Raw genomic sequence first — 19,971 nt, 5'->3', positions numbered from 1 at the left:
TAAGCCGCCCTACTTTAAAGTACAGGTGTGATAATATGAAACCGTGTATCTATGACTACACGCTCGATCAGCTTCAACAATGGATGAAGGACAACGGTGAGCCGGCATTTCGCGGCGGACAGCTGTTTGACTGGTTATATGTGAAGCGGGTAAAGAGCTTTGAAGATATGTCCAATTTGCCGAAAGAATTGCGCGACAAGCTGGATGAGCATTTCGAAATTTTGACGCTCAATGAAATCACAAGATTCGAATCCAAGGACGGTACGGTCAAGTTTCTATTCGGTCTTCATGACAATCATGCGATCGAGACCGTTATTATGCGCCATAATTACGGCAACAGCATTTGCGTTACGACGCAGGTAGGCTGCCGTATTGGCTGCACCTTCTGCGCCTCGACGCTTGGCGGACTTAAGCGCAATCTGACCGCGGGCGAGATTGTAGCCCAAGTGGTGACTGCGCAGCAAATGCTTGATGCGACCAACGAACGTGTATCCAGTATCGTTATTATGGGATCTGGCGAGCCGTTCGAGAATTACGATGCGACTATGACGTTCCTGCGTCTGATGATTCATGAGAAGGGGCTTAATATCGGTCAGCGTCACATTACGGTATCGACAAGCGGAATTGTGCCAAGCATGTATAAATTCGCGGACGAGAATACGCAAATTAATTTGGCGCTTTCCATACACGCGCCTAATGATGCGCTTCGCTCAAAGCTGATGCCGGTTAACCGCCGCTTTCCGTTTGAAGACGTTATGGCCGCTTGCCATCATTACATCGCGAAGACAGGCCGCAGGATTACGTTTGAGTATGCGCTCATCGGCGGCGTAAATGACCGTCCGGAGCACGCGCAGGAGCTGGCTGAGGTGCTGAAGGACATGCTGTGCCATGTCAACCTGATTCCTGTTAACCATGTGCCGGAACGCAATTACGTGCGGACGCCGCGCGAGGATATTTTTGAATTCCAGCGGGTGCTGGAGCGTAATAAGGTTAGTGTGACGATTCGCAGGGAGCAAGGGCATGACATTGCGGCCGCCTGCGGTCAATTAAGAGCGAAACATATGGAGTCCACGACGGGGTGATGACGGATTGTTAACGGCAAACCGCAGTGATATTGGACGGGTTCGTCAAGTAAATGAAGACCAGGCATGGGTGGGTCAGCTTAATAACGGCGTAACACTTGCCATCGTCGCAGACGGGATGGGTGGTCATCAGGCTGGCGATGTGGCAAGCCAGAAGGCAGTAGATGCTTTCCGCCGTATGCTGGAGCAGAGTGCAGCAAAGGCTGATTTGTCAGTGCAGGAAGGCAAAATGCTCATTCGCCAGGCGATTTCGCAGGCGAATGACGCTGTCTACGAAATGGGCGTTCGTAACGAGCATTATCACAACATGGGTACCACGATCGTGGCAGCCTTAGTCAAGAAGGACAATGCTATTATTGGACATGTCGGTGACAGCCGCGCCTACAAGATTAAGGAAGGCGTCATTACGCAATTAACGGATGATCACACACTCGTCAATGAATTGCTGAAATCCGGCCAGCTAAGCGCTGAGGAGGCTGCTCATCATCCACGGCGCAACGTGCTGACGCGTGCGGTCGGAACAGATGCTCGAATCGAGATCGATATACAAGAGGTAGAGTGGTCATCGCAGGATGTACTGCTCCTTTGTAGCGACGGATTGTCCAATATGGTAAGCGAGCAGCAAATGCTGCAAACGGTCACCACGGAACAGCTTGAGCTGGAAGCGAAGGCTGATCAACTCATTCAGCTGGCACTGCATGCTGGAGGGGACGACAATATTACGGTCGTTCTGTTGCAAGATGCGGCTGGCAAGAATCAAGAGGGGTGATTAAATGATTGGACATGACTTGGCCGGACGTTATGAAATTTTGACGCGCATCGGCGGCGGCGGGATGGCGCTTGTCTATAAAGCGCATGATGTGCTGCTGAACCGTAAGGTAGCGGTAAAGGTGCTGCGGCAGCAATTTGTGAATGACGAGGAATTTATTCGCCGTTTTCGCCGCGAGGCGCAATCGGCAGCCGCGTTATCTCATCCAAATGTCGTCAGCATATACGATGTGGGGCAAGAGGATGAAACGCATTATATTGTTATGGAGTATGTTGAAGGCCCTAATTTGAACGAAATCATTCAAGAGCGCGCACCGTTGCAGGCAGAAGAAGCGGTGCATATTGCTGCGCAAATAGCGGATGCGCTCGATCACGCTCATCAGAATCATATCATCCATCGTGACATCAAGCCTCATAATATATTAATTGGGAAAAATGGAAGGGTCAAGGTGACGGATTTCGGAATAGCGCGCGCGGTGACCTCATCCACGATTACACAAACCGGCTCTGTTATTGGATCCGTCCATTATTTCTCTCCCGAGCACGCCAAAGGAATCAATACAGGGGAGAAATCGGATCTGTACTCGCTCGGGATCGTGCTCTATCAGATGCTGACAGCAAAGCTTCCCTTCTTTGGAGAAAGCCCGATAAGCGTAGCTTTGAAGCATCTGCAGGAAAATTTCGAAGATCCGCGTATCGCTAATCCTCATATTCCGCAAAGTGTGGAGAACGTCATTCTTAAAGCAATGCGCAAAAACCCGGTCGAACGCTATGGCTCTGCGCATGAGATGCTGCTCGATTTGGACAGCTGCTTGCAGCCCGATCGACTTAACGAACCGAAAATAACGTTTATGAACGTTAATGATATGGAAGAGACTCGGGTAATGCCTGCCATTCGCGGCGATGTTAAGACGGTAGCTGCCAAAGACAGGATCGATCAGAGTGCCGCGTCCGATACGGACACTCCGTGGAATACAAAAGAGCTCGCCTCAAATAAGAAGGAATGGAAGAAGCCGCTGACCGTCGTTGGCGCGACCCTTCTTATCCTGGCGCTTATTATTATGGGATTTATTTGGCTGCTCGGGAGATTGGACGTGGCCGAGGTAGACGTTCCGTATGTCGTTGGCAAGCCGGAAACGGAAGCGCGGCAAGAGATAGAAGCGGCGGGACTTAAAGTAGAGGACCCTGTGGTTCGCGAGTTTAATAAGGACATTCCAAAGGATCAGGTGATAAGTCAGACGAAAATGAATATGCGGGTGAAGGAAGGCTCGCTCATTCAGCTTACCGTTAGCGAAGGTCCCGAACTGGAGGAGTTGAATAATTACGTTGGTCAAACGCTGAAAAATGCGATAGATGAGCTGACTGCGCTTGGGGTCTCTGAGGACCGGATCGTCACGGATTCCGTGTTTAGCGAGGAAGCGCCGGATACGATCATTCAGCAAACACCGAAGGCGGGTGTGCAGTTTGATCCAGAGACTGTGGAATTCTGGTTCATGGTCAGCAAAGGCAGAGAAACCGTTCCGATGCCGAATTTAGTCGACAACAGTCTTGCTGAAGCGAGGGACCTGATCAGGGCTAGCGAGCTGGTGCTTGAAGATGCCGATATTTTATATGAACCAAGCTATCTGCACCAGAAGGATTATGTCATAAGCCAAGAGCCTTACCAGCCAAAGGAGCAAGTAGCAAAAGGTTCAAAGGTTTCGATTAGTGTCAGCTCCGGCCCGCCGGCTGATGCGAAGGCGCATCAGTTCAATATCGTCATATCGCCTGCGGAAGCGGGGAAAACAAGCGAAATCCGAATTGTCTACTCTGATGCGCGCGGTGAAGAAATTGAAGCGGTTAAACAGCAAATTTCGGGCACGCAAAGCTTCCCTGTTACGGTTGTACTAGCGCCGGATACAGAGGCAAGAGTGACGGTTTATCGCGATAATCAGTTCATAGATACAAAATCGATCACGTACGAAGAGGTGGATCAGGGTACGAACTCGTCCACCGTGACTATTCCGGGTGAGGAGCAGGCGCCGACGGAAGCGCCGCCTTCAGAAGAACCGGCACAAGCGGAGGTTAACGAAAGCGATGAGCAAGCAGCCCAAGAAGAAGAGCCACAGCAGCAGCCTTAACCCTGTCCAAAACACCGTTCATCTTAAAGGCACAATTGTAAAGGCGCTTAGCGGTTATTATTATGTTCGGGCTAAGGATGAGGGCTGGAGCTCGGAGCCTGTCCAGTGCCGCGCACGCGGCGTATTTAAGAATAAGGGCATCTCCCCTCTTGTAGGTGATGAGGTATTATACAGCTTAACCGAGAACGGGGAAGGAACCGTTGAGGAGATTTTACCTCGTTCCTCGGAGCTTATTCGTCCACCGGTAGCAAATATTGATTTGGCGATTTTAGTATTCTCGGTTACGGAGCCAGCGCTTAATTTGCATCTGCTGGATAAGTTTCTTGTGCATATTGAGCATGCGGGCATTCCGGCAGTGCTTTGTCTCAGCAAACAGGATTTGGAAAATAACGGAATGGAAACGGAGGAGGCGCAGATTGCGGCTGCCTCCGTTAATCGTATTTATCAGGCACTTGGTTATGAGGTGTTCGGGACCAGCTCCCGTCTTGGCCAAGGGATTGAGCAGCTGCAGGAGCGTCTGATCGGTCATTTGGCCGTATTCGCTGGGCAGTCGGGCGTTGGCAAGTCATCCTTGCTGAATGCAATCGTACCCGGCCTTACGCTTGAGACGAATGAAATCAGCAATAGGCTTGGCCGAGGCAAGCATACGACGAGGCATGTCGAGCTTATTGAAATCGGCGGCGGATTAGTTGCGGATACGCCGGGCTTCAGTCAGTTGGATTTCAACGAGCTCGGCATTGAGGACTTGGGTTATTGTTTTGTCGAGATGCGCGAGCTGTCGCCAAGCTGCAAATTTCGCGGCTGCACGCATGTGCAGGAGCCAGGCTGTGCTGTGCTTGAAGCGCTGCAGGCAGGTCGGATCGAACAAAGCAGGTACGACCATTACATCCTATTCTTGGCGGAAATGAAAGAGAAAAAACGGAGGTACTAACCACAATGACAATTATCGCGCCTTCTATATTATCTGCTGACTTTGCGCGGCTCGGGGAGGAAATTAAGGCGGTTGATGCAGCCGGAGCGGATTGGATTCATGTCGATGTCATGGACGGACATTTTGTTCCGAACTTGACCTTTGGTCCGCCTGTTATCTCAGCGGTTCGTTCTGCAACATCGCTGCCCTTTGACGTTCACTTAATGATCGAACGGCCGGAGCTGTCGCTTGCTGATTATATAGCAGCTGGAGCAGACAGGATTACGGTGCATGCCGAAGCGTGCGTTCATTTGCATAGAACGGTTCATTTTATTAAGGAAAAAGGACTGCCGGTTGGTGTTGCCATCAATCCTTCGACTCCGGTACATGTATTAGAGCCTATTTTGCAGGATTTAGATCTTGTGCTTATTATGACGGTAAATCCAGGCTTTGGCGGTCAAGCGTTCATTCCATACTCGCTCGTTAAATTGCGGCAGCTCCGCGCTATGCTTCAGGAACGCGGCTTGCATGCAGTAGACGTGCAGGTTGATGGCGGCGTAAACAATGTCACCGCTCCATTGATTCGGGAGGCTGGCGCTAATGTGCTTGTAGCAGGCAATGCCGTATTTGCAGAGCGGGATCGCGCAGCGGCCATCGCTGCTTTAAGATAGGAGCGGATAGAATGAATGAACGGCTAAAAACGACGCTGTGGCTGCTGGGTTACACGTTTCTTGCCGGTGCCATGCTGGCGATGTTCTCACTTATAGAGGGAATGATCAAATATTTATTTTCGCTTCTTGCTTTATACATAGGCATACGTTTTTTTCGAAGATTTGATACGTTGGGAATAAGAATATCCTTCTTCGTGCTCGGCATAGTCTTTTATCTGCTGATTGCGCTTACGATAGCCGCAGTGCTTTATATAAGAGATAACCCGCTTCCTGCAGCGGTCTAAGAATGGGCTCTTCCCGGCACGCTTACGATGGAATAGGACGAACTGACAACGCATAGGATGGTTACATGAGCGAAGGTTCTTGTCACGGGTCAATTCGATGAGCGTGTCTGAGGAGGGATGAGGCATGAAATTTTACACGATCAAGCTGCCGAAATTTTTGGGCGGGTTCGTTAAGGCGATTTTGAATACCTTTCAAAAAAATTAGATCGAAGCTCGTGGATCCCCAAAGGCTGCGATCGTGAACATGAAAAAAAGCACCTGAGCGCTCAGGTGCTTTTGTCTATGGCTTAAGCCATCATTATACGCGGGTAACTTTACCGGATTTCAGTGCGCGAGTGCTGACATAAACACGTTTCGGCTTACCGTCAACCAGAATGCGAACCTTCTGCACGTTTACGCCCCAAGAACGACGAGTTTTGTTGTTAGCGTGGGATACGTTGTTACCTGTACCAGGTGCTTTACCTGTTAGAAAACATTTGCGGGACATGACTACACCTCCTTTAAGTCTTGCTGCAGCAAAACTGATTCCAAAAGCGTTGGCTCCGTTATGCGTGAGGAAAACTTCATTCGTTAGACAAATAACATTTAAACACACTTGAATATAGTAACATAAACAGCGAGACTGTACAACCTAAATATAAAGTGAAACATGACTTATTTCGAGTTAAAATCTTTATTTTTCGCAGAATTGCTGGATTTTTCGAACAGACTTCTATAAAGGAGCCATTTATAGTACAATGGTACATAGTCCATAATATATACAGTAAGGGAGTGTATTTCCATGCCTATGCAGCTAAGCACCGAAATAGGTTCCATCCATGTTACCGACCATTGCATAGCCGTTCTTGCAGGCTCTGCGGCCATGGATTGTTATGGACTCGTCGGAATGGCTTCCCGCAAACAGCTGAAGGACGGTATTGCCGAGTTGCTCGGACGAGAGAATTTTACCCGCGGGGTAGTTGTCAGAAGGGAAAATGAAAAGCAACATATTGACCTGTACATCATTGTGAGCTATGGAACGAAGATTTCCGAGGTAGCGCATAACATTCAATCCAAGGTGAAATATGTGCTGAATGACGTAATCGGTCTACAAGTGGAAGAAGTCCATATATTTGTGCAAGACGTCAGGGTATCCAAGTAACAGGGAGGGAATTTTCGTTGGGTAAGCGCTCAATTAACGGATCTGATTTTGCCGCGATGGCACTGCTCGGCGCGGATTTTTTACAACGAAATGCAGAGTATGTCAACGCTCTGAATGTGTTTCCGGTGCCGGATGGCGATACGGGAACGAATATGAATTTAACGATGACTTCCGGTGTCCGTGAACTCCGGAGCAAGCCATCTGAGAGTATCGGCAAAGCGGCGGAAGCATTGTCTAAGGGTCTGTTGATGGGTGCCAGAGGGAACTCGGGCGTTATTCTATCGCAGCTGGTACGCGGCTTCTCGAAATCGCTGGCCAATCTCGAGGAGGCTGGCGCTGCTCAAGTAGCGGCAGCATTGCAGCATGGCGTTGATTTAGCCTACAAAGCTGTAGTAAAGCCGGTTGAAGGGACGATTCTTACCGTCGCCAAGGAAGCTGCGAAGCATGCGGTCCAATATGCCCGCCGAACGAATGACGTAGCGGAGCTTATGCGGGAGGTCCATCAGAAGGCGCATGAAGCGCTGCAGCGTACGCCTGATTTATTGCCTGTGCTGAAGCAGGTTGGCGTCGTTGACTCGGGTGGACAAGGTCTGGTATTCATTTATGAAGGCTTTATGCGCAGTCTGTCGGAATCAGATGGCAGCGGCTATCAGGATTCGTATGCGATGCCGTCAGAAGCCGCGCCTCCGGAGGAGGTGGCAGTCCCCGCAGCAGCTCCTGTTATTCGCAAGCTGGAGCGGACATCGGCACAGGCTCGCTTATCAACGGACGACATTGAATATTTATATGACATGGAATTTTTTATCAATCGTAAACACAGCGGAAAAACAGCAGTGTACTTTGATGAATCCGCTTTCAAACGCGCGTTGGAAAAGGACGGCGACTCTATTCTGGTAATAACCGAAGAGGATATAATTAAGGTTCATGTTCACTCGCGCAAGCCTGGCGATGTCCTTAATTTATCGCTGCCATACGGAGAGCTGACTGACATTCATATTCTGAACATGCGTGAGCAGCATCGCGATTTGCTGGAGCATGACTTCACGGATGTGAGCACGGCTGATTTTTCAGCTGCCGAGCTGCTGGCTGGTCAAGCCATTGTCCAAGTCACTCCGCCCGGACAAGTTTTCGAGCGGGCTCCTTATGGTATTATCGCGGTTGCGCTTGGGGAAGGGATATCAGACATTTTTCTTGAAAATGATGTCGATACCGTGTTGTCCGGCGGTCAAACGATGAATCCCAGCACAGAGGATTTCGTAAAGGCAATCGAGGCGCTGTCTGCAGAGCATATTTATATCCTTCCGAATAACGGAAACATTATTTTGGCGGCGGAGCAGGCAGCAGAGCTTAGTGAGCGTAACATAACGATTATTCCGACCCGCACCATTCCGCAAGGCTTGGCGGCTGTGTTAGCTTTCAAGGAGGACGAATCGGCGGAACGCAATACGTTATGGATGAAGAACGCAGCGGAGCAAGTTCTTTCCGGTCAAATTACGAAGGCGGTTCGCGACACGACGATAGAAGGTGTTGACATTCGAGAAGGCGATTATATCGGCATCAAGGAGAAAACGATTGTTGTCTCTCATGCTAGTTTGCTTCAAGCCTGCCAAGGACTGATCAGCAGCATGCTGGAGAGCGGCGGCGATTTGCTGACCGTCTTTACTGGCGAAGAAGCAGATTCTGTCGAGACGGCTTCACTATGTGAATGGGTTGCCGGGCAGTATCCGGAGCTTGAGCTGGAGGTTCAAAACGGCGGACAGCCTCTTTACCCGTATGTGCTGGCAGTAGAATAAAAGGAAAGCTTATTGATGTTGGAGGGATGAAACGTGGGAAAAGTTCGAATTGTAACAGATAGCACGGCCGACATTCCAGCAGAAGTAAGAGAGCGGTTAGGCATCGTGATGGTTCCGCTTAAGGTACTTTTTGGAGAAGAAACGTATTTGGATGCGCTAACGATAGACGGGGACCGCTTCTATGAGAAGCTGACGCAAGCATCGGCGCTTCCGACAACCTCGCAGCCTTCGCCGCAGGAATTTTTGGATGTATACGAGCGTTTGCTCGCAGAGGATGCTGATTCGCCTATTATTTCTATTCATTTGTCATCAGCGCTCAGCGGCACCTATCAGTCGGCGGTTATTGCTCATTCTATGCTTGAGCAGGATTCCGATATTACGCTGATTGATTCGAAATCTGCTTCTTACGGCTTCGGGATGCGTGTCGTGAAAGCGGCTGAAATGGCGCAGGCAGGCGAATCCAAGGAACGAATCATCGAAGCTCATGATAAGTTGCAGCGCGATACGCAGCTTTATTTTTTGGTCGACACGCTTGAATATTTGCAAAAGGGCGGTCGGATCGGCAAGGCATCCGCACTTATTGGGTCCATTCTTAACATTAAGCCGATTTTGTCGCTTGATCCTACAGGCGTCGTTATCGCGGTCGATAAGATGCGCGGCTCCAAAAAAGCGATAGCGCGAATCATCGAGCTTCTTAAACAGGAGTTTGGGGATGAGCCGGTTAACGTCACGATGGCTTGGGCGCAGTCTAATGAGACGGGCAGGGAGCTTGGCGAGCTCGTCAAGAGCCAGTTCAATGTTCAAGAAATAGACTGGACCACCATTGGCAGCGTTATCGGAACACATACAGGACCAGCCGTTTCGGCCGTGTTCATGCGCAGGCTGTGATCCTATGATAGAGCTGGATCAAATTTCAGTTCGGCAAATCAAAGGCGTGAGCGCTCCTAAGGAAAAAGAGCTTCACGCCTTTGGCGTGCAGACCGTTGCTGATTTACTTGATTATTTCCCTTTTCGTTACGAGGATTACCGCATTCGCGAGCTAACCGACGTGAAGGATGGCGATAAGGTAACCGTGCTTGGACATGTGCGCGGCGTGCCTGTGCTGCAGCGCTATGGACGCAGCAAGTCGAGGCTGACTTGTATGGTTGAAGTCGGGCAATGGCTGGTTACGGCGGTATGGTTCAACCGGCATTTTCTACAGGACCAGCTTACGCTCGGCCGTGAAATTATGCTTACCGGCAAGTGGGAGCAGAAGCGGCTGCAAATGACGGTATCGGATTCCGAATTTCCGGGCAGCGGCGGGGCCTCTAAGTCAGGAACGCTGCAGCCGGTCTATTCAGTCGGCGGAGGAATTACGCAAGGCTGGATGCGCAAGACGATTCGTCAAGCGTTGCTGCAGTACGGCGCGATGATCGAAGAGCTGCTGCCGTATGAGCTTGTCCAGCAGCATGATCTGATGGCTAGACGAGATGCAGTGCAGCGTATTCATTTACCGGATGATACGAAGGAAGGACAAGCTGCGCGCAGACGGCTTGTATACGAGGAGCTGTTTCTATTTCAATTGAAGCTGCAAGCCTACCGGGCGCTAAATCGGAAGCGTAATGATGGTATCGCTCATCGGATGGACAGCGAGACGATTCGTCAATTCGCGGCTGCCTTGCCTTTTGAGCTGACAGATGCACAGAAGAAGGTTGTCAATGAAATTTTAACGGATATGCGCAGGCCCTCCAGCATGAATCGGCTGCTGCAAGGCGATGTCGGTTCAGGCAAGACGGTCGTTGCGGCCATCGCGCTGTATGTCACGGTGAAGGCCGGCCATCAAGGAGCGCTTATGGTGCCGACCGAGATACTGGCCGAGCAGCATATGCGTTCTCTGCAAAGGCTGTTTGCGGAAATAGGCATTGAGGTCGCACTGCTGACAGGAAGCTTAACCGAGCGTAAGCGGCGAGATGTGCTTGCCGGTCTTCAGATGGGGATGATCCATATCGTTGTCGGGACGCATGCGCTTATTCAGGAGGATGTTTTCTTTCGCAGCCTCGGATTAGTTGTTGTTGATGAGCAGCATCGCTTTGGCGTAAATCAACGCAGCGTGCTGAGGCGCAAAGGGATGAATCCCGACGTCCTTACGATGACGGCGACTCCCATTCCAAGGACGATGGCTATTACGGCCTTCGGCGATATGGACGTGTCGACCATTCGCGAGCGTCCGCATGGAAGAAAGCCGATAAAGACCTATTGGGTAAAGCACAGCATGATGGAACGGGTGTACGGATTTATTCGCAAGGAGGTTAGCAAGGGCCGCCAAGCGTATATCATTTGCCCGCTGATTGAGGAGTCGGAGAAGCTTGACGTTCAAAATGCGATCGATCTGTATGTGCAGACACAGCAATCGTTTCCCGACCTGCGGGTGGGCTTGCTGCACGGCAGGCTGTCTGCAGCCGAGAAGGAGAGCGTCATGGCCGCTTTTGGCGCCAATGAAACGCAGGTGCTTGTCGCGACTACCGTCGTTGAGGTAGGCGTTGACGTGCCGAATGCGACGCTCATGATTATTATGGATGCTGAGCGTTTCGGTTTGTCACAGCTGCATCAGCTTCGTGGACGGGTAGGCCGGGGCGAGCATCAGTCGCATTGTATTCTGGTCGCCGATCCGAAGTCAGAAACGGGACGCGAGCGGATGAAGGTGATGACGGATACGGACGATGGCTTCGAGGTATCGAGGCGTGATCTAGAAATTCGCGGTCCTGGCGATTTCTTCGGCACAAAGCAAAGCGGTCTGCCGGAGTTCCGGCTCGCTGACATGGTTGCGGATTACGAGGTGCTGGAGCTTGCCCGCGAGGATGCGGCTGTATTGACGGAGCGAGAAGATTTTTGGACAAATGAGTCCTTTGTCAGAGTACGCAGAGTGCTGCAGACTGATCCGGTTTTTCAAGGGGAACAGCTTGATTAGGCAAGATTTACCTTCCTTCGGCATATAGTGTAACGTTGAGATTGGAGAGCAATGCACTGCCGGATGGAGGTGTCTAGACGTTGAGTTACCAAAAATACGGCATACAGCCGCAGTTGGTCGAACGTGTCAAGTTTAAAATGAAAAACCCTGCCGTAAAGGAGCGGATTCGCGAGCTTCTGGGCAATGTGACCAAGGCCGATTTGCAGGACCGGCCGAAGGTGAGAAGGCTTGTGAAGTCTGCTGCCGTTATTTTGCAGGAGCAGCTTACGGATACGCAGGAAGAACAGATCGTCGCCTTTGTTCTAGGGCAAAAAATTGATCCCAACAACACGTTTCATTTGCTGAAGCTGTGGGGGATGTTTCGCTGACCGTTTTCGGTCGGCGATTTTTTTTATGAACGGTTATTGGCTTGCTGCGATTACCACAGCTCCAGCTGCTCGCCCGCCGCAAAGGGCTCGATGAGGGAGGCATCGTCATTACGGACACTGCCGACGGAAGGGGATACCGGGTATGCATCCAGTTCCTCGGAGCTGTAAGGCTGAAGCAGCGGCGTAAGCAGATTCACATGCGATACGGCGCGATTCAGCCAAAGCTGCTCGTCTTCTGGCTTCAAAATAACCGGCATACGATCATGAATCGGGGCCATCAGCTTATTGGGCGTTGTTGTCAGTATGGTGCAGCTGTTGATTTTGGAGCCGTCTGGCGAAACCCATGTCTCATACAGGCCAGCGAGGCTGAATAGGGCACGATCCTTCCGTACGATTCGCATAGGCTGCTTGCCATTTGCGGTCGTCTTCCACTCATAGAAGCCATCCGCGGGGATGAGGCAGCGCTTGGAGCGGAGCGGGGATTGAAAGACAGGCTTGCTTGCAGCTGTCTCCGAGCGCGCATTAATCATTTGGAAGCCGATCTTGGGATGATCAGCCCATGGCGGAATAAGCCCCCATTTTAACTCTCCGAGCCGGTTGCTTAGTCCGTCGTTAATAATCGCGAGCACCTGTTGGCTTGGCGCCACATTATATTTTGGTCGATGGAAGGGGATCATGGTTTCTCCAATTCTGTATCTGACCATTAGCTCATCCAGCGTTACGGTTAGCGTGTATCTTCCGCAGATCGTTGTTCACCTCCTGTTCAGAATTTGTCCTTATTATACAACGCCTGCTCCATTATCGCTTATTTTGCTTCCAGGTATGGTGAAGCACTCTGTAGAGGATACTGGCATATATAGGGTTTATCTCATCAGAGCGCTGACGATGGACAATAAGGAGGGGTACGCATGCATCGCCGTTCATTCGGCTATTGGCTTAGGCAACTGCTCGCCTTGCCAGGCGCAGCGTTCGATTACGCGGTTGGAAAATGGGACGCCATGAGCGTTTCGCATACGATGCTGGCCGAAGCTGTGCCGCTGCGGCTCTCGCAGGCTGCTGTGACTAGGCTTTCAGCTGCTTGGACGAAGCTGGGTGCTGCGCCAGCTGTCTCCGCCAGCTTCACGGAGGAGGAGCTGGCGCTTATTGCGCGCATTCGGACGGAGACCGCTGCTCATAACCGCAACAATGTGACGCGAACGGAAGCGTACCGCTCGGTTTTCTTTCGCATGCCGGAGCTGCATTGGGCGCTGCTTGCGCATATGGTATCGCGCAACGGCGGCTGGAATATGACCGACCTGCAAGGGGATTGGCTTCCGCTGCTGCTTCATGCAGAGCAGCGTGAAGCGGTTTTTCGTTTTTTGGAGCGAGCGAACGCGTTTATTTTCCAGGATGCTTATCCACAGCTGCTGCTTTACGAATGGAGCAGGCGCGAGGGGCGAAGCTTATACCATTTGCTTCCGGCCTTTGGCGTGTCCTCCTTCATGCTGCCGGTGTGGAAGCAGTTCTGGCGTGACCGCGATTCGATTCCGCTTACGGTCGCTTTGATTGTCAACGAGCAGCACTATATTGAACAGCGCGTGGTTCAGCATCCTTACTTCCGCGAAAAGGTGCTTCATACGCTTTTTTTTGGGCTGCAGTCGCTTCTGCAGCTTAATGGTGTGGTTTTCCCTTATAGCAGCGGGCATGGTCAAGAAGGAAAAGACAAGAAGGAGGATGCCGCTGCGCTGAAGCTGTCCGGTCTAATTTTGGAGCGCTTCGAGCATTTGAAGGAGCGGATCGAATTCGGGAAACGGCTGTATGCGATGCTGTTCGGCATTCCGCGTGTGTACGATGGCGCCAAAGGCTTTGCCGGCGCGGTTAAGCACACGGGCTCGCGTGCAGATTATGCGCCGCATTTGTTCTCGCGCATACGCCATCAGCCGCCTGAGCGCGTCTATGTAGAGCGGCTGCTGGGCGGGCGGCTGAAGCCTGGCGTCGAGCCGCTCTACAGCCCGGAGCTTAGCGCTGCGTGGGGCGACCAGCCGCTGGAGACACCTGAGCCCGGCGATTGGTTTCAATCCGTTGCCGATGTGCTGCCTTTTTTCCAGACGCTGCCGCTGCCGCATACGTTTGAAATTACGAATGAATACGGCATGATGCTGAACAAGATCGAGCTTGCCGTACTTGCTTCGCAGCGGAGCGAGTCTGGGAGAGATGAATTCCTCTAATCGGAACATTTGGCTGAGGCTGCATCACTCCTCTATGACGGCGCCCTCGATGTCGCCTATCAAGAACCATTCGCCGTCGACCATGAAGCGTCCCCGCTGCTGGTCGATGCGGTCCACGATGCCGATTACGGTCAGCTCCTCGATAGGGTGGAACAGCCGAAGCGTAATTTGCTGCCGCTGCTGCAGCGACTCGGTCACGCAGCGGGCGACATTTTCCCACTCCTGTTCGTCCAGCTCGACGCGTTGCCGCAGCAGCAAAGCCGCTTCGTGCTCATTAATGGCTACTTTGTGCTCAGGCAGCATCATGCGGCTTGATTCCCAAAGTCCGTTGCCTTCCAGCTTCTTTCTCATTTGTAATGTCCTCCGATTTTCTCAGAGCGGTGCTGTGCCTGCCCAGCAGGAGTAATCGAAACCGCTCGTAATATAGTAGCGTCCCCATACTTCCGTTTAATCGCATCCGTCGCCCGCTCCAGCGCCATTGTTTTCTCCCGATGCGGATCGAAGAGCGAAAGCTGGTATTCATCGTCAGCTGTCAGCTGCGTCAGGCTGACGCCGACCTTTCTTACCGGATGGCCGTCCCAGTGCCGCAGCAGCAGCTCGACCGCCGCGCGATATACCTGATTGGTGACGTTGGTCGGATCGTCCATTTTCATTTGACGGCTGAAGCCGGTGGGACGGTCATAATCCGCGCCCATGCAGCCGACCGACACGACGTGGCCCATATAGCCCTTGCCGCGGCAGCGCTGGCAGACGAGCTCGGTCAGTTCGAGCAGCACCACCTTGATTTCCTCCAGCTTGCTATAGTCGCGCGGCAGCGTCATCATATGCCCGACCGATCGCGGAGCCTCCTCATGGGTGCCGGGCGTAACTGGGCTGTCATCGATGCCGTTCGCGATGCGCCAGTACAGCTCGGCGTTAATATCGGAGTTTTTGCCGAATTTGCGGCGCATCATCAGCTTCAGCTTATCGAGCGGCGTCTCGGCGAGCTTGCCGACCGTCTCGATTCCCATTGCGTTGAAATGCCGCGTCATGCGGCTGCCGACCATGAACATTTTGGCTATGGGCAAGGTCCAAAGCGTCTCATGGAGTCTTTCCTTCGACAGGACAAAGACGCCTGCCTCGTTTCTCTTCGCATAGTTGTCGCAGGCCGTCTTCGCCAGTATTTTGTTCTCGGCAATGCCGAAGCGGGTGTAAATTCCAAGCTCCTGCTGAATCCGGCTCTGAATAAGTCGCGCGAGCTCCTCCGGCGTACCGTACAAATGCAGCGAGCCCGTCACGTCGAGAAACTGCTCATCAATCGAATAAGGCTCGACGAGGTCGGTGTATGACTGATAAATGCGCGTAATCATCATCGAAATGTCAATATACAGCTGCATTCGCGGTCTGATGATAACAAGGTCCGGGCATTTCGCGAGCGAATCGCCGAGACGCTCCGCCGTCGTAACGCCGAACGACTTGGCGATCGGGCAGGCGGCAAGAATGATGCCGGATCTGCGCTCAGGGTCGCCGGCCACAACAACGGGAAGATCCCGGTACTCGGGATGCTCGGCCTTCTCTACCGATGCATAAAACGATTGGCAGTCGGCGAGCATAACTACTCTTTCACGAGGCATTGCGGTTCACCCGCTCTGCAGCCAGTATATTTTCAAGCAGAAAGACGCGCTGTGCGCCCGAGCTTAGGCAAAAAGCTCTTACATAGCCATCGCGCACGGAAATGACGCGAAGCCTTCTTTTCGTAAACTGGCCCTTCTTGCTCATATAAATCACATCAACGACACAACCGATCATATTTAACCATTTTTCCAATGCCATGATGCTTCCCTCCGTATAAGAACTTATGTTCTTATTATATACAGAACATCTGTTCTTATTCTACAGGATTTTTATGGATGTTATTGAGAAGGGGAGAAGGTGTCAGGGGGGTTATCATTTCCATAAGTCGTGTCGATTTGAAAATTTTATTTTTCTCCGTTATTTTTTATAATAGTGGCAATGATTTCCACTGCTATAAGCTACAATGGGAAGTAGGCCCAGTTGGACTTGCAAGGTAAAATAATTGGAAGAATGGAGTGAAAGCTATGCAAGCGGTTAAGGAAATAAAGGATTTGCTATTCGAGGAATTGGAGCTTATCGTCAGGACGTCTTCTAATCTCATACGCAAAATTTCGCCGCAGCACTGGCATTACAGGCCGCGGGAAAATATGAGATCGCTGCTGGAGCTCGTTCATCATCTCGTGGCGGTACCTTCTACAGATCTGCTGATACTTCAGGAAAAGAGCGAGCAGGAGATTCGCGCGCTGGAGGGGGCTATTTCAGCAGATCTGGATCAGGAACAATTAATCGGTTGGATGACCGCAGGTATGGAGGATGTGAAGAAGTATATGAAGGAGCTGCCGGATGAGGAGTTTCTTCATAAAAAAACAACACCGTTTTATTTGGAGCATGGCTCCGTACAGGCGAAATGGCTGATTGAGATCGTTACCCATGCGCAGCATCACCGCGGGCAGTTGTTTACATATTTGAAAGAGCAAGGCTATGAAGTCAACATGTTCGATTTGTACTAATTGAATGATTATTATAAGGACAAGCGATCTGAACCTCCAATATTTGCGCCGTTTCTGGGTGAGTGCATCGTAGAATCGCGATATTGCCCGTCGCATATTGAGGCTCCGTTTGAAGCACATACATAAAACAGGGCAGCCGAATGCAGGCTGTCCTTTTTTAGCGGTCTGCGTTTCGCCATGCGACAGCTGCGGGAATATTGCTGCTTCGATAATCGTACAGTGGAACATGTCGCCCCACCCACCCACACCCGTGAGCGAATAAATCGGTTAGGTACATAATTGCATCCATTATGCGCCAAAATAGAAGCAACTTGGAAACGAAAGGTGCCGCTATGAGCAAACAACCGACAGAGGCTCTAACGCCGCTTAGTCCGTCGCTTCAGGCTAATATGAAAGCGATCCGCAGCCGGTTCGGCGAGAGCGCGGATATCGTCATCCGGCCGTTCCGCAGCGATGCGGCTCCAGAGCGCGAGCTGGCGATCATGTACGTGGGCGGAATTGTGGATTCGGAGACAATTAATGAAAGCGTTATGGAGCCGCTGATGTCGCTCAAGCTGCCTCAGCATGCGTACGCCAAGGGCGGCAAGCTGCTGGAGGCGCTGCGCAGCTGCGTCCTGGCGGTTGGCTCCGTGGAGCATATCAGCACACTGGATGAGGCGCTTCAAGGTATGACGGATGGGCTGTGCCTTATTATGGCAGATGGCAGTGCCGCGGCGTTAACGGCGGACGTGAATGGCGGCGAGCAGCGATCTGTCACTATTCCGCAGACGCAAACGGTGATTCGGGGACCGCAGTACAGCTTCGTGGAAAATATCCGAACGAATATTAGCCTGATCCGCCGGATTATTCGCTCCCCTGACCTGCATGTGCAAATGCACAAGATCGGGCAGCAGACGCATTCGAATGTCGCCGTGCTTTATTTGCGCGGCATTGTGGATGAAGGGATTTTGAAGGAGGTGTACCGCAGACTGGGTGCCATTGAGATCGATGGCGTGCTCGAAAGCGGTTATATTGAGGAATTCATTCAAGATGAGACCTTCACCTTATTTCCGACGCTGCTTAATACGGAGCGGCCGGATACAGTAGCAGCTTCGCTTCTTGAGGGAAGAGTCGCGATCATGGTTGATGGAACGCCAATGGTGCTGCTTGCTCCTACGACGTTTTTCAGTTTTTTTCAATCCCCTGAGGATTTCTACCAGCGTTACGATATCGCGTCCTTTGTCCGCTTGATTCGTTATGCCGCTTATGTCGTATCGATGCTGCTTCCGGCCTTATATATTGCCATAACGACATATCATCAAGAAATGCTGCCGACGACGCTGCTTATCAGTCTTGCCGCTCAACGGGAAGGAATCCCATTTCCCGGCCTTGTGGAGGCGCTTCTCATGGAAATGACCTTTGAGGTGCTTCGCGAAGCGGGGCTGCGGATGCCAAGGGCGATCGGTCCCGCGATTTCGATCGTCGGCGCTCTCGTATTAGGACAATCCGCTGTGCAAGCGGGCATCGTATCTGCGGGGATGGTCATCGTCGTTTCCTTCACGGCGATATCGAATTTTGTGACGCCGGAGTTCAATATGGCGGCTACTTCAAGAATTATACGCTTTCTATTCATGCTGATGGCGGGAATGCTTGGATTTTTCGGTATTTTCACATCGGTGCTGTTCATGCTTGTCCATCTCGCCTCGCTTCGCTCGTTCGGCGTGCCGTATATGTCGCCGTTAGCTCCAGGGGGAGCAAAGCAAGGGATGTGGCGGGATATGTTTGTACGGCTTCCGTGGTGGGCAATCGTGTTCAGGCCGCTTGATATGAAGCTGCGTAATCCAAAGCGGAGGGGGAAGGGGAAGATGCCGCCCGCACAGCGGCAAGCAGAGAAGCCATAGCTGAAAGGAGGGGTAACGGTGAACCGTATAAGGCTTGTCATGCTGCTGCTCTGCTGTCTGCTGGTAAGCGGCTGCTGGAATCGAGTGGAGCTGAATGAAATCGGGATTGTGTCGGCTTCAAGCATCGATTGGCAGAATGGGAAATGGCAATTGTCTTATCAGGTGGTTATTCCACAGGCGATATCCAATCAAAGCCCGTCCTCCGGCGGTGGGGTGGCGGTTAATGTCTTCTCGACAACGGGAGACAACTTTCGGATGGCAACGAGCAGGGCAAGCCAGGAGACGTCGCGGCAGTTATATTTTGGTCATAATCAAATCATCATTATTGGTGAGGAGGCGGCCCGGAAAGGCTTGGATCAATTATTCGACGTCTATTTGCGCAATTCGGATTCACGCGAGACGGTGGGTGTGTTTCTGGCAAAAGGAAACGCACGGAGGATGCTCGAGCAGCTCATCCCGCTGGAGAAAATACCCGGTACGGCTATCCAACGCATGATGGCCAACGAAGAAAAAAACAGCTCGGCCTTTCGCCAAATGACGATGTATCAGGTGGTGCTGGACTTGCTGGGCGCGTCGCAAGCGACAGGCGTTCCGAGTCTCACTGTTGGCGGTACTACCGAAAGCATGGACCATGGGGATAAACTGAACCGGACGAATACGCCTTCGAAGGTGAGGCTTCACGATTTGGGATTAATTCAGAAGGATAAGCTGGTAGGCTGGATAACAAGGAATGAGAGTCAAGGGGTGATGTGGCTGGCGGATCATATCAAACGGACAACGGTCTCATTTGCTTGCGAGCGCGATGAGAACAAGCTTAAGGAGTCCTCTATACGCATCATCAGCGCAAAAACCAAGCTTCGGCCTGAGCGATCAGGCGACAAGTGGACGATGTATGTCCACACGATGGCGAAAGGGCAGCTGCTTGAGTACAATTGCGATGGCGACCTGTCCAAGCCGCAAGAGGTGGAAAAGATAGAAGGTAAAATCGAGAAGGAAATACAAGCTGGGATGGCGCTCGGATGGGAGGCTGTTCGCAAGCATCGGGCGGATGTCGTCGGCTTCGGCAACGTTATCCACAATAAATATCCAAAGCTGTGGCATAAGATGGAGGATGATTGGCCGCAGCTATTCTCGCAAATGGAAGTAAAGATCACGGTGGAGGTTAAGCTTCATGCAACAGGCATGAGCGGCAGCGGCTTCAAAAAGGCGCAGGAGAAGGCGCGCTCGTAGCCGGAA

The 19,971-nt window shown here is 51.7% G+C and carries 21 protein-coding genes; 16 read left to right on the top strand and 5 right to left on the bottom strand.

Features of this window, described 5'->3' with window-relative positions; all coding sequences use genetic code 11:
* Positions 1-35 precede the first annotated feature (35 nt).
* The 7 genes from rlmN to spoVM all read left to right on the top strand — a co-directional run bounded on the left by rlmN (position 36) and on the right by spoVM (position 6,040).
* Entirely contained in the window at positions 36-1,082 is a 1,047-nt protein-coding gene (gene rlmN, locus ACO9K6_RS02060) for a dual-specificity RNA methyltransferase RlmN (protein WP_424765856.1), read from the top strand.
* A 7-nt stretch (positions 1,083-1,089) separates the two neighbouring features.
* Positions 1,090-1,851: a Stp1/IreP family PP2C-type Ser/Thr phosphatase gene (locus ACO9K6_RS02055; RefSeq protein ID WP_424765855.1), complete on the top strand. Its 762-nt coding sequence runs from the start codon at positions 1,090-1,092 to the stop codon at positions 1,849-1,851.
* 4 nt (positions 1,852-1,855) lie between these two features.
* Positions 1,856-3,970: a Stk1 family PASTA domain-containing Ser/Thr kinase gene (pknB, locus tag ACO9K6_RS02050; RefSeq protein WP_424765854.1), complete on the top strand. Its 2,115-nt coding sequence runs from the start codon at positions 1,856-1,858 to the stop codon at positions 3,968-3,970.
* Positions 3,927-4,901 carry a ribosome small subunit-dependent GTPase A gene (rsgA, locus tag ACO9K6_RS02045; protein ID WP_424765853.1) on the top strand — a complete coding sequence of 325 codons (975 nt, stop codon included), beginning with the start codon at positions 3,927-3,929 and terminating at the stop codon, positions 4,899-4,901. Before pknB ends, rsgA begins: the two co-directional genes overlap by 44 nt.
* Positions 4,902-4,906: 5 nt before the next feature.
* Positions 4,907-5,551 carry a ribulose-phosphate 3-epimerase gene (gene rpe / locus ACO9K6_RS02040; RefSeq protein WP_424765852.1) on the top strand — a complete coding sequence of 215 codons (645 nt, stop codon included), beginning with the start codon at positions 4,907-4,909 and terminating at the stop codon, positions 5,549-5,551.
* Between the two features lie 11 nt (positions 5,552-5,562).
* Positions 5,563-5,835, top strand: coding sequence for a hypothetical protein (locus tag ACO9K6_RS02035; protein ID WP_424765851.1), 273 nt, complete (start codon positions 5,563-5,565; stop codon positions 5,833-5,835).
* Between the two features lie 124 nt (positions 5,836-5,959).
* Positions 5,960-6,040, top strand: a complete 81-nt coding sequence (gene spoVM / locus ACO9K6_RS02030; protein WP_010345573.1) for a stage V sporulation protein SpoVM — start codon at positions 5,960-5,962, stop codon at positions 6,038-6,040.
* A 93-nt stretch (positions 6,041-6,133) separates the two neighbouring features.
* Here the strand turns inward: spoVM and rpmB are convergent, their stop codons facing one another.
* A complete protein-coding gene (rpmB, locus tag ACO9K6_RS02025; RefSeq protein WP_056636926.1) occupies positions 6,134-6,322 on the bottom strand; it encodes a 50S ribosomal protein L28 in 189 nt (62 codons plus the stop codon).
* Positions 6,323-6,616: 294 nt separating this feature from the next.
* On the opposite strand from rpmB, the gene ACO9K6_RS02020 reads away from it, so the two are divergent.
* The 5 genes from ACO9K6_RS02020 (at position 6,617) to ACO9K6_RS02000 (ending at position 12,084) form a co-directional block, all read left to right on the top strand.
* Entirely contained in the window at positions 6,617-6,976 is a 360-nt protein-coding gene (locus ACO9K6_RS02020; RefSeq protein WP_424765850.1) for an Asp23/Gls24 family envelope stress response protein, read from the top strand.
* Positions 6,977-7,032: 56 nt separating this feature from the next.
* A complete protein-coding gene (locus ACO9K6_RS02015; RefSeq protein WP_424765954.1) occupies positions 7,033-8,769 on the top strand; it encodes a DAK2 domain-containing protein in 1,737 nt (578 codons plus the stop codon).
* Between the two features lie 33 nt (positions 8,770-8,802).
* Positions 8,803-9,657 (top strand): DegV family protein, encoded by an 855-nt coding sequence (locus ACO9K6_RS02010; protein WP_424765849.1) that lies wholly within the window; start codon positions 8,803-8,805, stop codon positions 9,655-9,657.
* 4 nt (positions 9,658-9,661) lie between these two features.
* Positions 9,662-11,716 carry an ATP-dependent DNA helicase RecG gene (gene recG / locus ACO9K6_RS02005; RefSeq protein ID WP_424765848.1) on the top strand — a complete coding sequence of 685 codons (2,055 nt, stop codon included), beginning with the start codon at positions 9,662-9,664 and terminating at the stop codon, positions 11,714-11,716.
* Between the two features lie 80 nt (positions 11,717-11,796).
* Positions 11,797-12,084: a stage VI sporulation protein F gene (locus tag ACO9K6_RS02000; RefSeq protein WP_424765847.1), complete on the top strand. Its 288-nt coding sequence runs from the start codon at positions 11,797-11,799 to the stop codon at positions 12,082-12,084.
* Between the two features lie 50 nt (positions 12,085-12,134).
* Here the strand turns inward: ACO9K6_RS02000 and ACO9K6_RS01995 are convergent, their stop codons facing one another.
* Complete coding sequence (locus ACO9K6_RS01995; protein ID WP_424765953.1) at positions 12,135-12,830, bottom strand: SOS response-associated peptidase; 696 nt, start codon at positions 12,828-12,830, stop codon at positions 12,135-12,137.
* Between the two features lie 162 nt (positions 12,831-12,992).
* Here ACO9K6_RS01995 and ACO9K6_RS01990 point away from each other — a divergent pair, with 162 nt between their 5' ends.
* Positions 12,993-14,291: a DUF2515 domain-containing protein gene (locus tag ACO9K6_RS01990; RefSeq protein WP_424765846.1), complete on the top strand. Its 1,299-nt coding sequence runs from the start codon at positions 12,993-12,995 to the stop codon at positions 14,289-14,291.
* Positions 14,292-14,315: 24 nt separating this feature from the next.
* On the opposite strand, the gene ACO9K6_RS01985 is transcribed toward ACO9K6_RS01990, so the two are convergent.
* From ACO9K6_RS01985 to ACO9K6_RS01975, 3 genes are read right to left on the bottom strand one after another with little or no spacing between them, the layout of a single operon-like run.
* Positions 14,316-14,642 carry a YolD-like family protein gene (locus ACO9K6_RS01985; protein ID WP_424765845.1) on the bottom strand — a complete coding sequence of 109 codons (327 nt, stop codon included), beginning with the start codon at positions 14,640-14,642 and terminating at the stop codon, positions 14,316-14,318.
* Entirely contained in the window at positions 14,639-15,904 is a 1,266-nt protein-coding gene (locus tag ACO9K6_RS01980; RefSeq protein WP_424765844.1) for a DNA polymerase IV, read from the bottom strand. The genes ACO9K6_RS01985 and ACO9K6_RS01980 overlap by 4 nt, the downstream gene beginning before the upstream one ends.
* A complete protein-coding gene (locus ACO9K6_RS01975) occupies positions 15,894-16,103 on the bottom strand; it encodes a hypothetical protein (RefSeq protein WP_424765843.1) in 210 nt (69 codons plus the stop codon). Before ACO9K6_RS01975 ends, ACO9K6_RS01980 begins: the two co-directional genes overlap by 11 nt.
* Before the next feature lie 266 nt (positions 16,104-16,369).
* On the opposite strand from ACO9K6_RS01975, the gene ACO9K6_RS01970 reads away from it, so the two are divergent.
* The 3 genes from ACO9K6_RS01970 to ACO9K6_RS01960 all read left to right on the top strand — a co-directional run bounded on the left by ACO9K6_RS01970 (position 16,370) and on the right by ACO9K6_RS01960 (position 19,965).
* Positions 16,370-16,855, top strand: a complete 486-nt coding sequence (locus ACO9K6_RS01970; protein WP_424765842.1) for a DinB family protein — start codon at positions 16,370-16,372, stop codon at positions 16,853-16,855.
* A gap of 332 nt (positions 16,856-17,187) precedes the next feature.
* Positions 17,188-18,735, top strand: a complete 1,548-nt coding sequence (locus tag ACO9K6_RS01965) for a spore germination protein (protein WP_424765841.1) — start codon at positions 17,188-17,190, stop codon at positions 18,733-18,735.
* A gap of 18 nt (positions 18,736-18,753) precedes the next feature.
* Positions 18,754-19,965, top strand: a complete 1,212-nt coding sequence (locus ACO9K6_RS01960; protein WP_424765840.1) for a Ger(x)C family spore germination protein — start codon at positions 18,754-18,756, stop codon at positions 19,963-19,965.
* Positions 19,966-19,971 lie beyond the last annotated feature (6 nt).

Origin of the sequence: Paenibacillus praedii (assembly GCF_049725345.1) — a bacterium.
In the GTDB taxonomy this organism is placed as follows: Bacteria; Bacillota; Bacilli; order Paenibacillales; family Paenibacillaceae; genus Pristimantibacillus.
The sequence above is the reverse complement of the archived record's forward strand: the minus strand, read 5'-3'. Positions and strand labels throughout refer to the sequence as shown.

Coding starts and splice junctions, on each gene's coding strand:
- rlmN (WP_424765856.1), top strand. CDS start 36: ATGAAACCGTGTATCTATGACTACACGCTCGATCAGCTTCAACAATGG.
- pknB (WP_424765854.1), top strand. CDS start 1,856: ATGATTGGACATGACTTGGCCGGACGTTATGAAATTTTGACGCGCATC.
- rsgA (WP_424765853.1), top strand. CDS start 3,927: ATGAGCAAGCAGCCCAAGAAGAAGAGCCACAGCAGCAGCCTTAACCCT.
- rpe (WP_424765852.1), top strand. CDS start 4,907: ATGACAATTATCGCGCCTTCTATATTATCTGCTGACTTTGCGCGGCTC.
- ACO9K6_RS02035 (WP_424765851.1), top strand. CDS start 5,563: ATGAATGAACGGCTAAAAACGACGCTGTGGCTGCTGGGTTACACGTTT.
- spoVM (WP_010345573.1), top strand. CDS start 5,960: ATGAAATTTTACACGATCAAGCTGCCGAAATTTTTGGGCGGGTTCGTT.
- rpmB (WP_056636926.1), bottom strand. CDS start 6,322: ATGTCCCGCAAATGTTTTCTAACAGGTAAAGCACCTGGTACAGGTAAC.
- ACO9K6_RS02020 (WP_424765850.1), top strand. CDS start 6,617: ATGCCTATGCAGCTAAGCACCGAAATAGGTTCCATCCATGTTACCGAC.
- ACO9K6_RS02015 (WP_424765954.1), top strand. CDS start 7,033: ATGGCACTGCTCGGCGCGGATTTTTTACAACGAAATGCAGAGTATGTC.
- recG (WP_424765848.1), top strand. CDS start 9,662: ATGATAGAGCTGGATCAAATTTCAGTTCGGCAAATCAAAGGCGTGAGC.
- ACO9K6_RS01990 (WP_424765846.1), top strand. CDS start 12,993: ATGCATCGCCGTTCATTCGGCTATTGGCTTAGGCAACTGCTCGCCTTG.
- ACO9K6_RS01985 (WP_424765845.1), bottom strand. CDS start 14,642: ATGAGAAAGAAGCTGGAAGGCAACGGACTTTGGGAATCAAGCCGCATG.
- ACO9K6_RS01980 (WP_424765844.1), bottom strand. CDS start 15,904: ATGCCTCGTGAAAGAGTAGTTATGCTCGCCGACTGCCAATCGTTTTAT.
- ACO9K6_RS01975 (WP_424765843.1), bottom strand. CDS start 16,103: ATGGCATTGGAAAAATGGTTAAATATGATCGGTTGTGTCGTTGATGTG.
- ACO9K6_RS01970 (WP_424765842.1), top strand. CDS start 16,370: ATGCAAGCGGTTAAGGAAATAAAGGATTTGCTATTCGAGGAATTGGAG.
- ACO9K6_RS01965 (WP_424765841.1), top strand. CDS start 17,188: ATGAGCAAACAACCGACAGAGGCTCTAACGCCGCTTAGTCCGTCGCTT.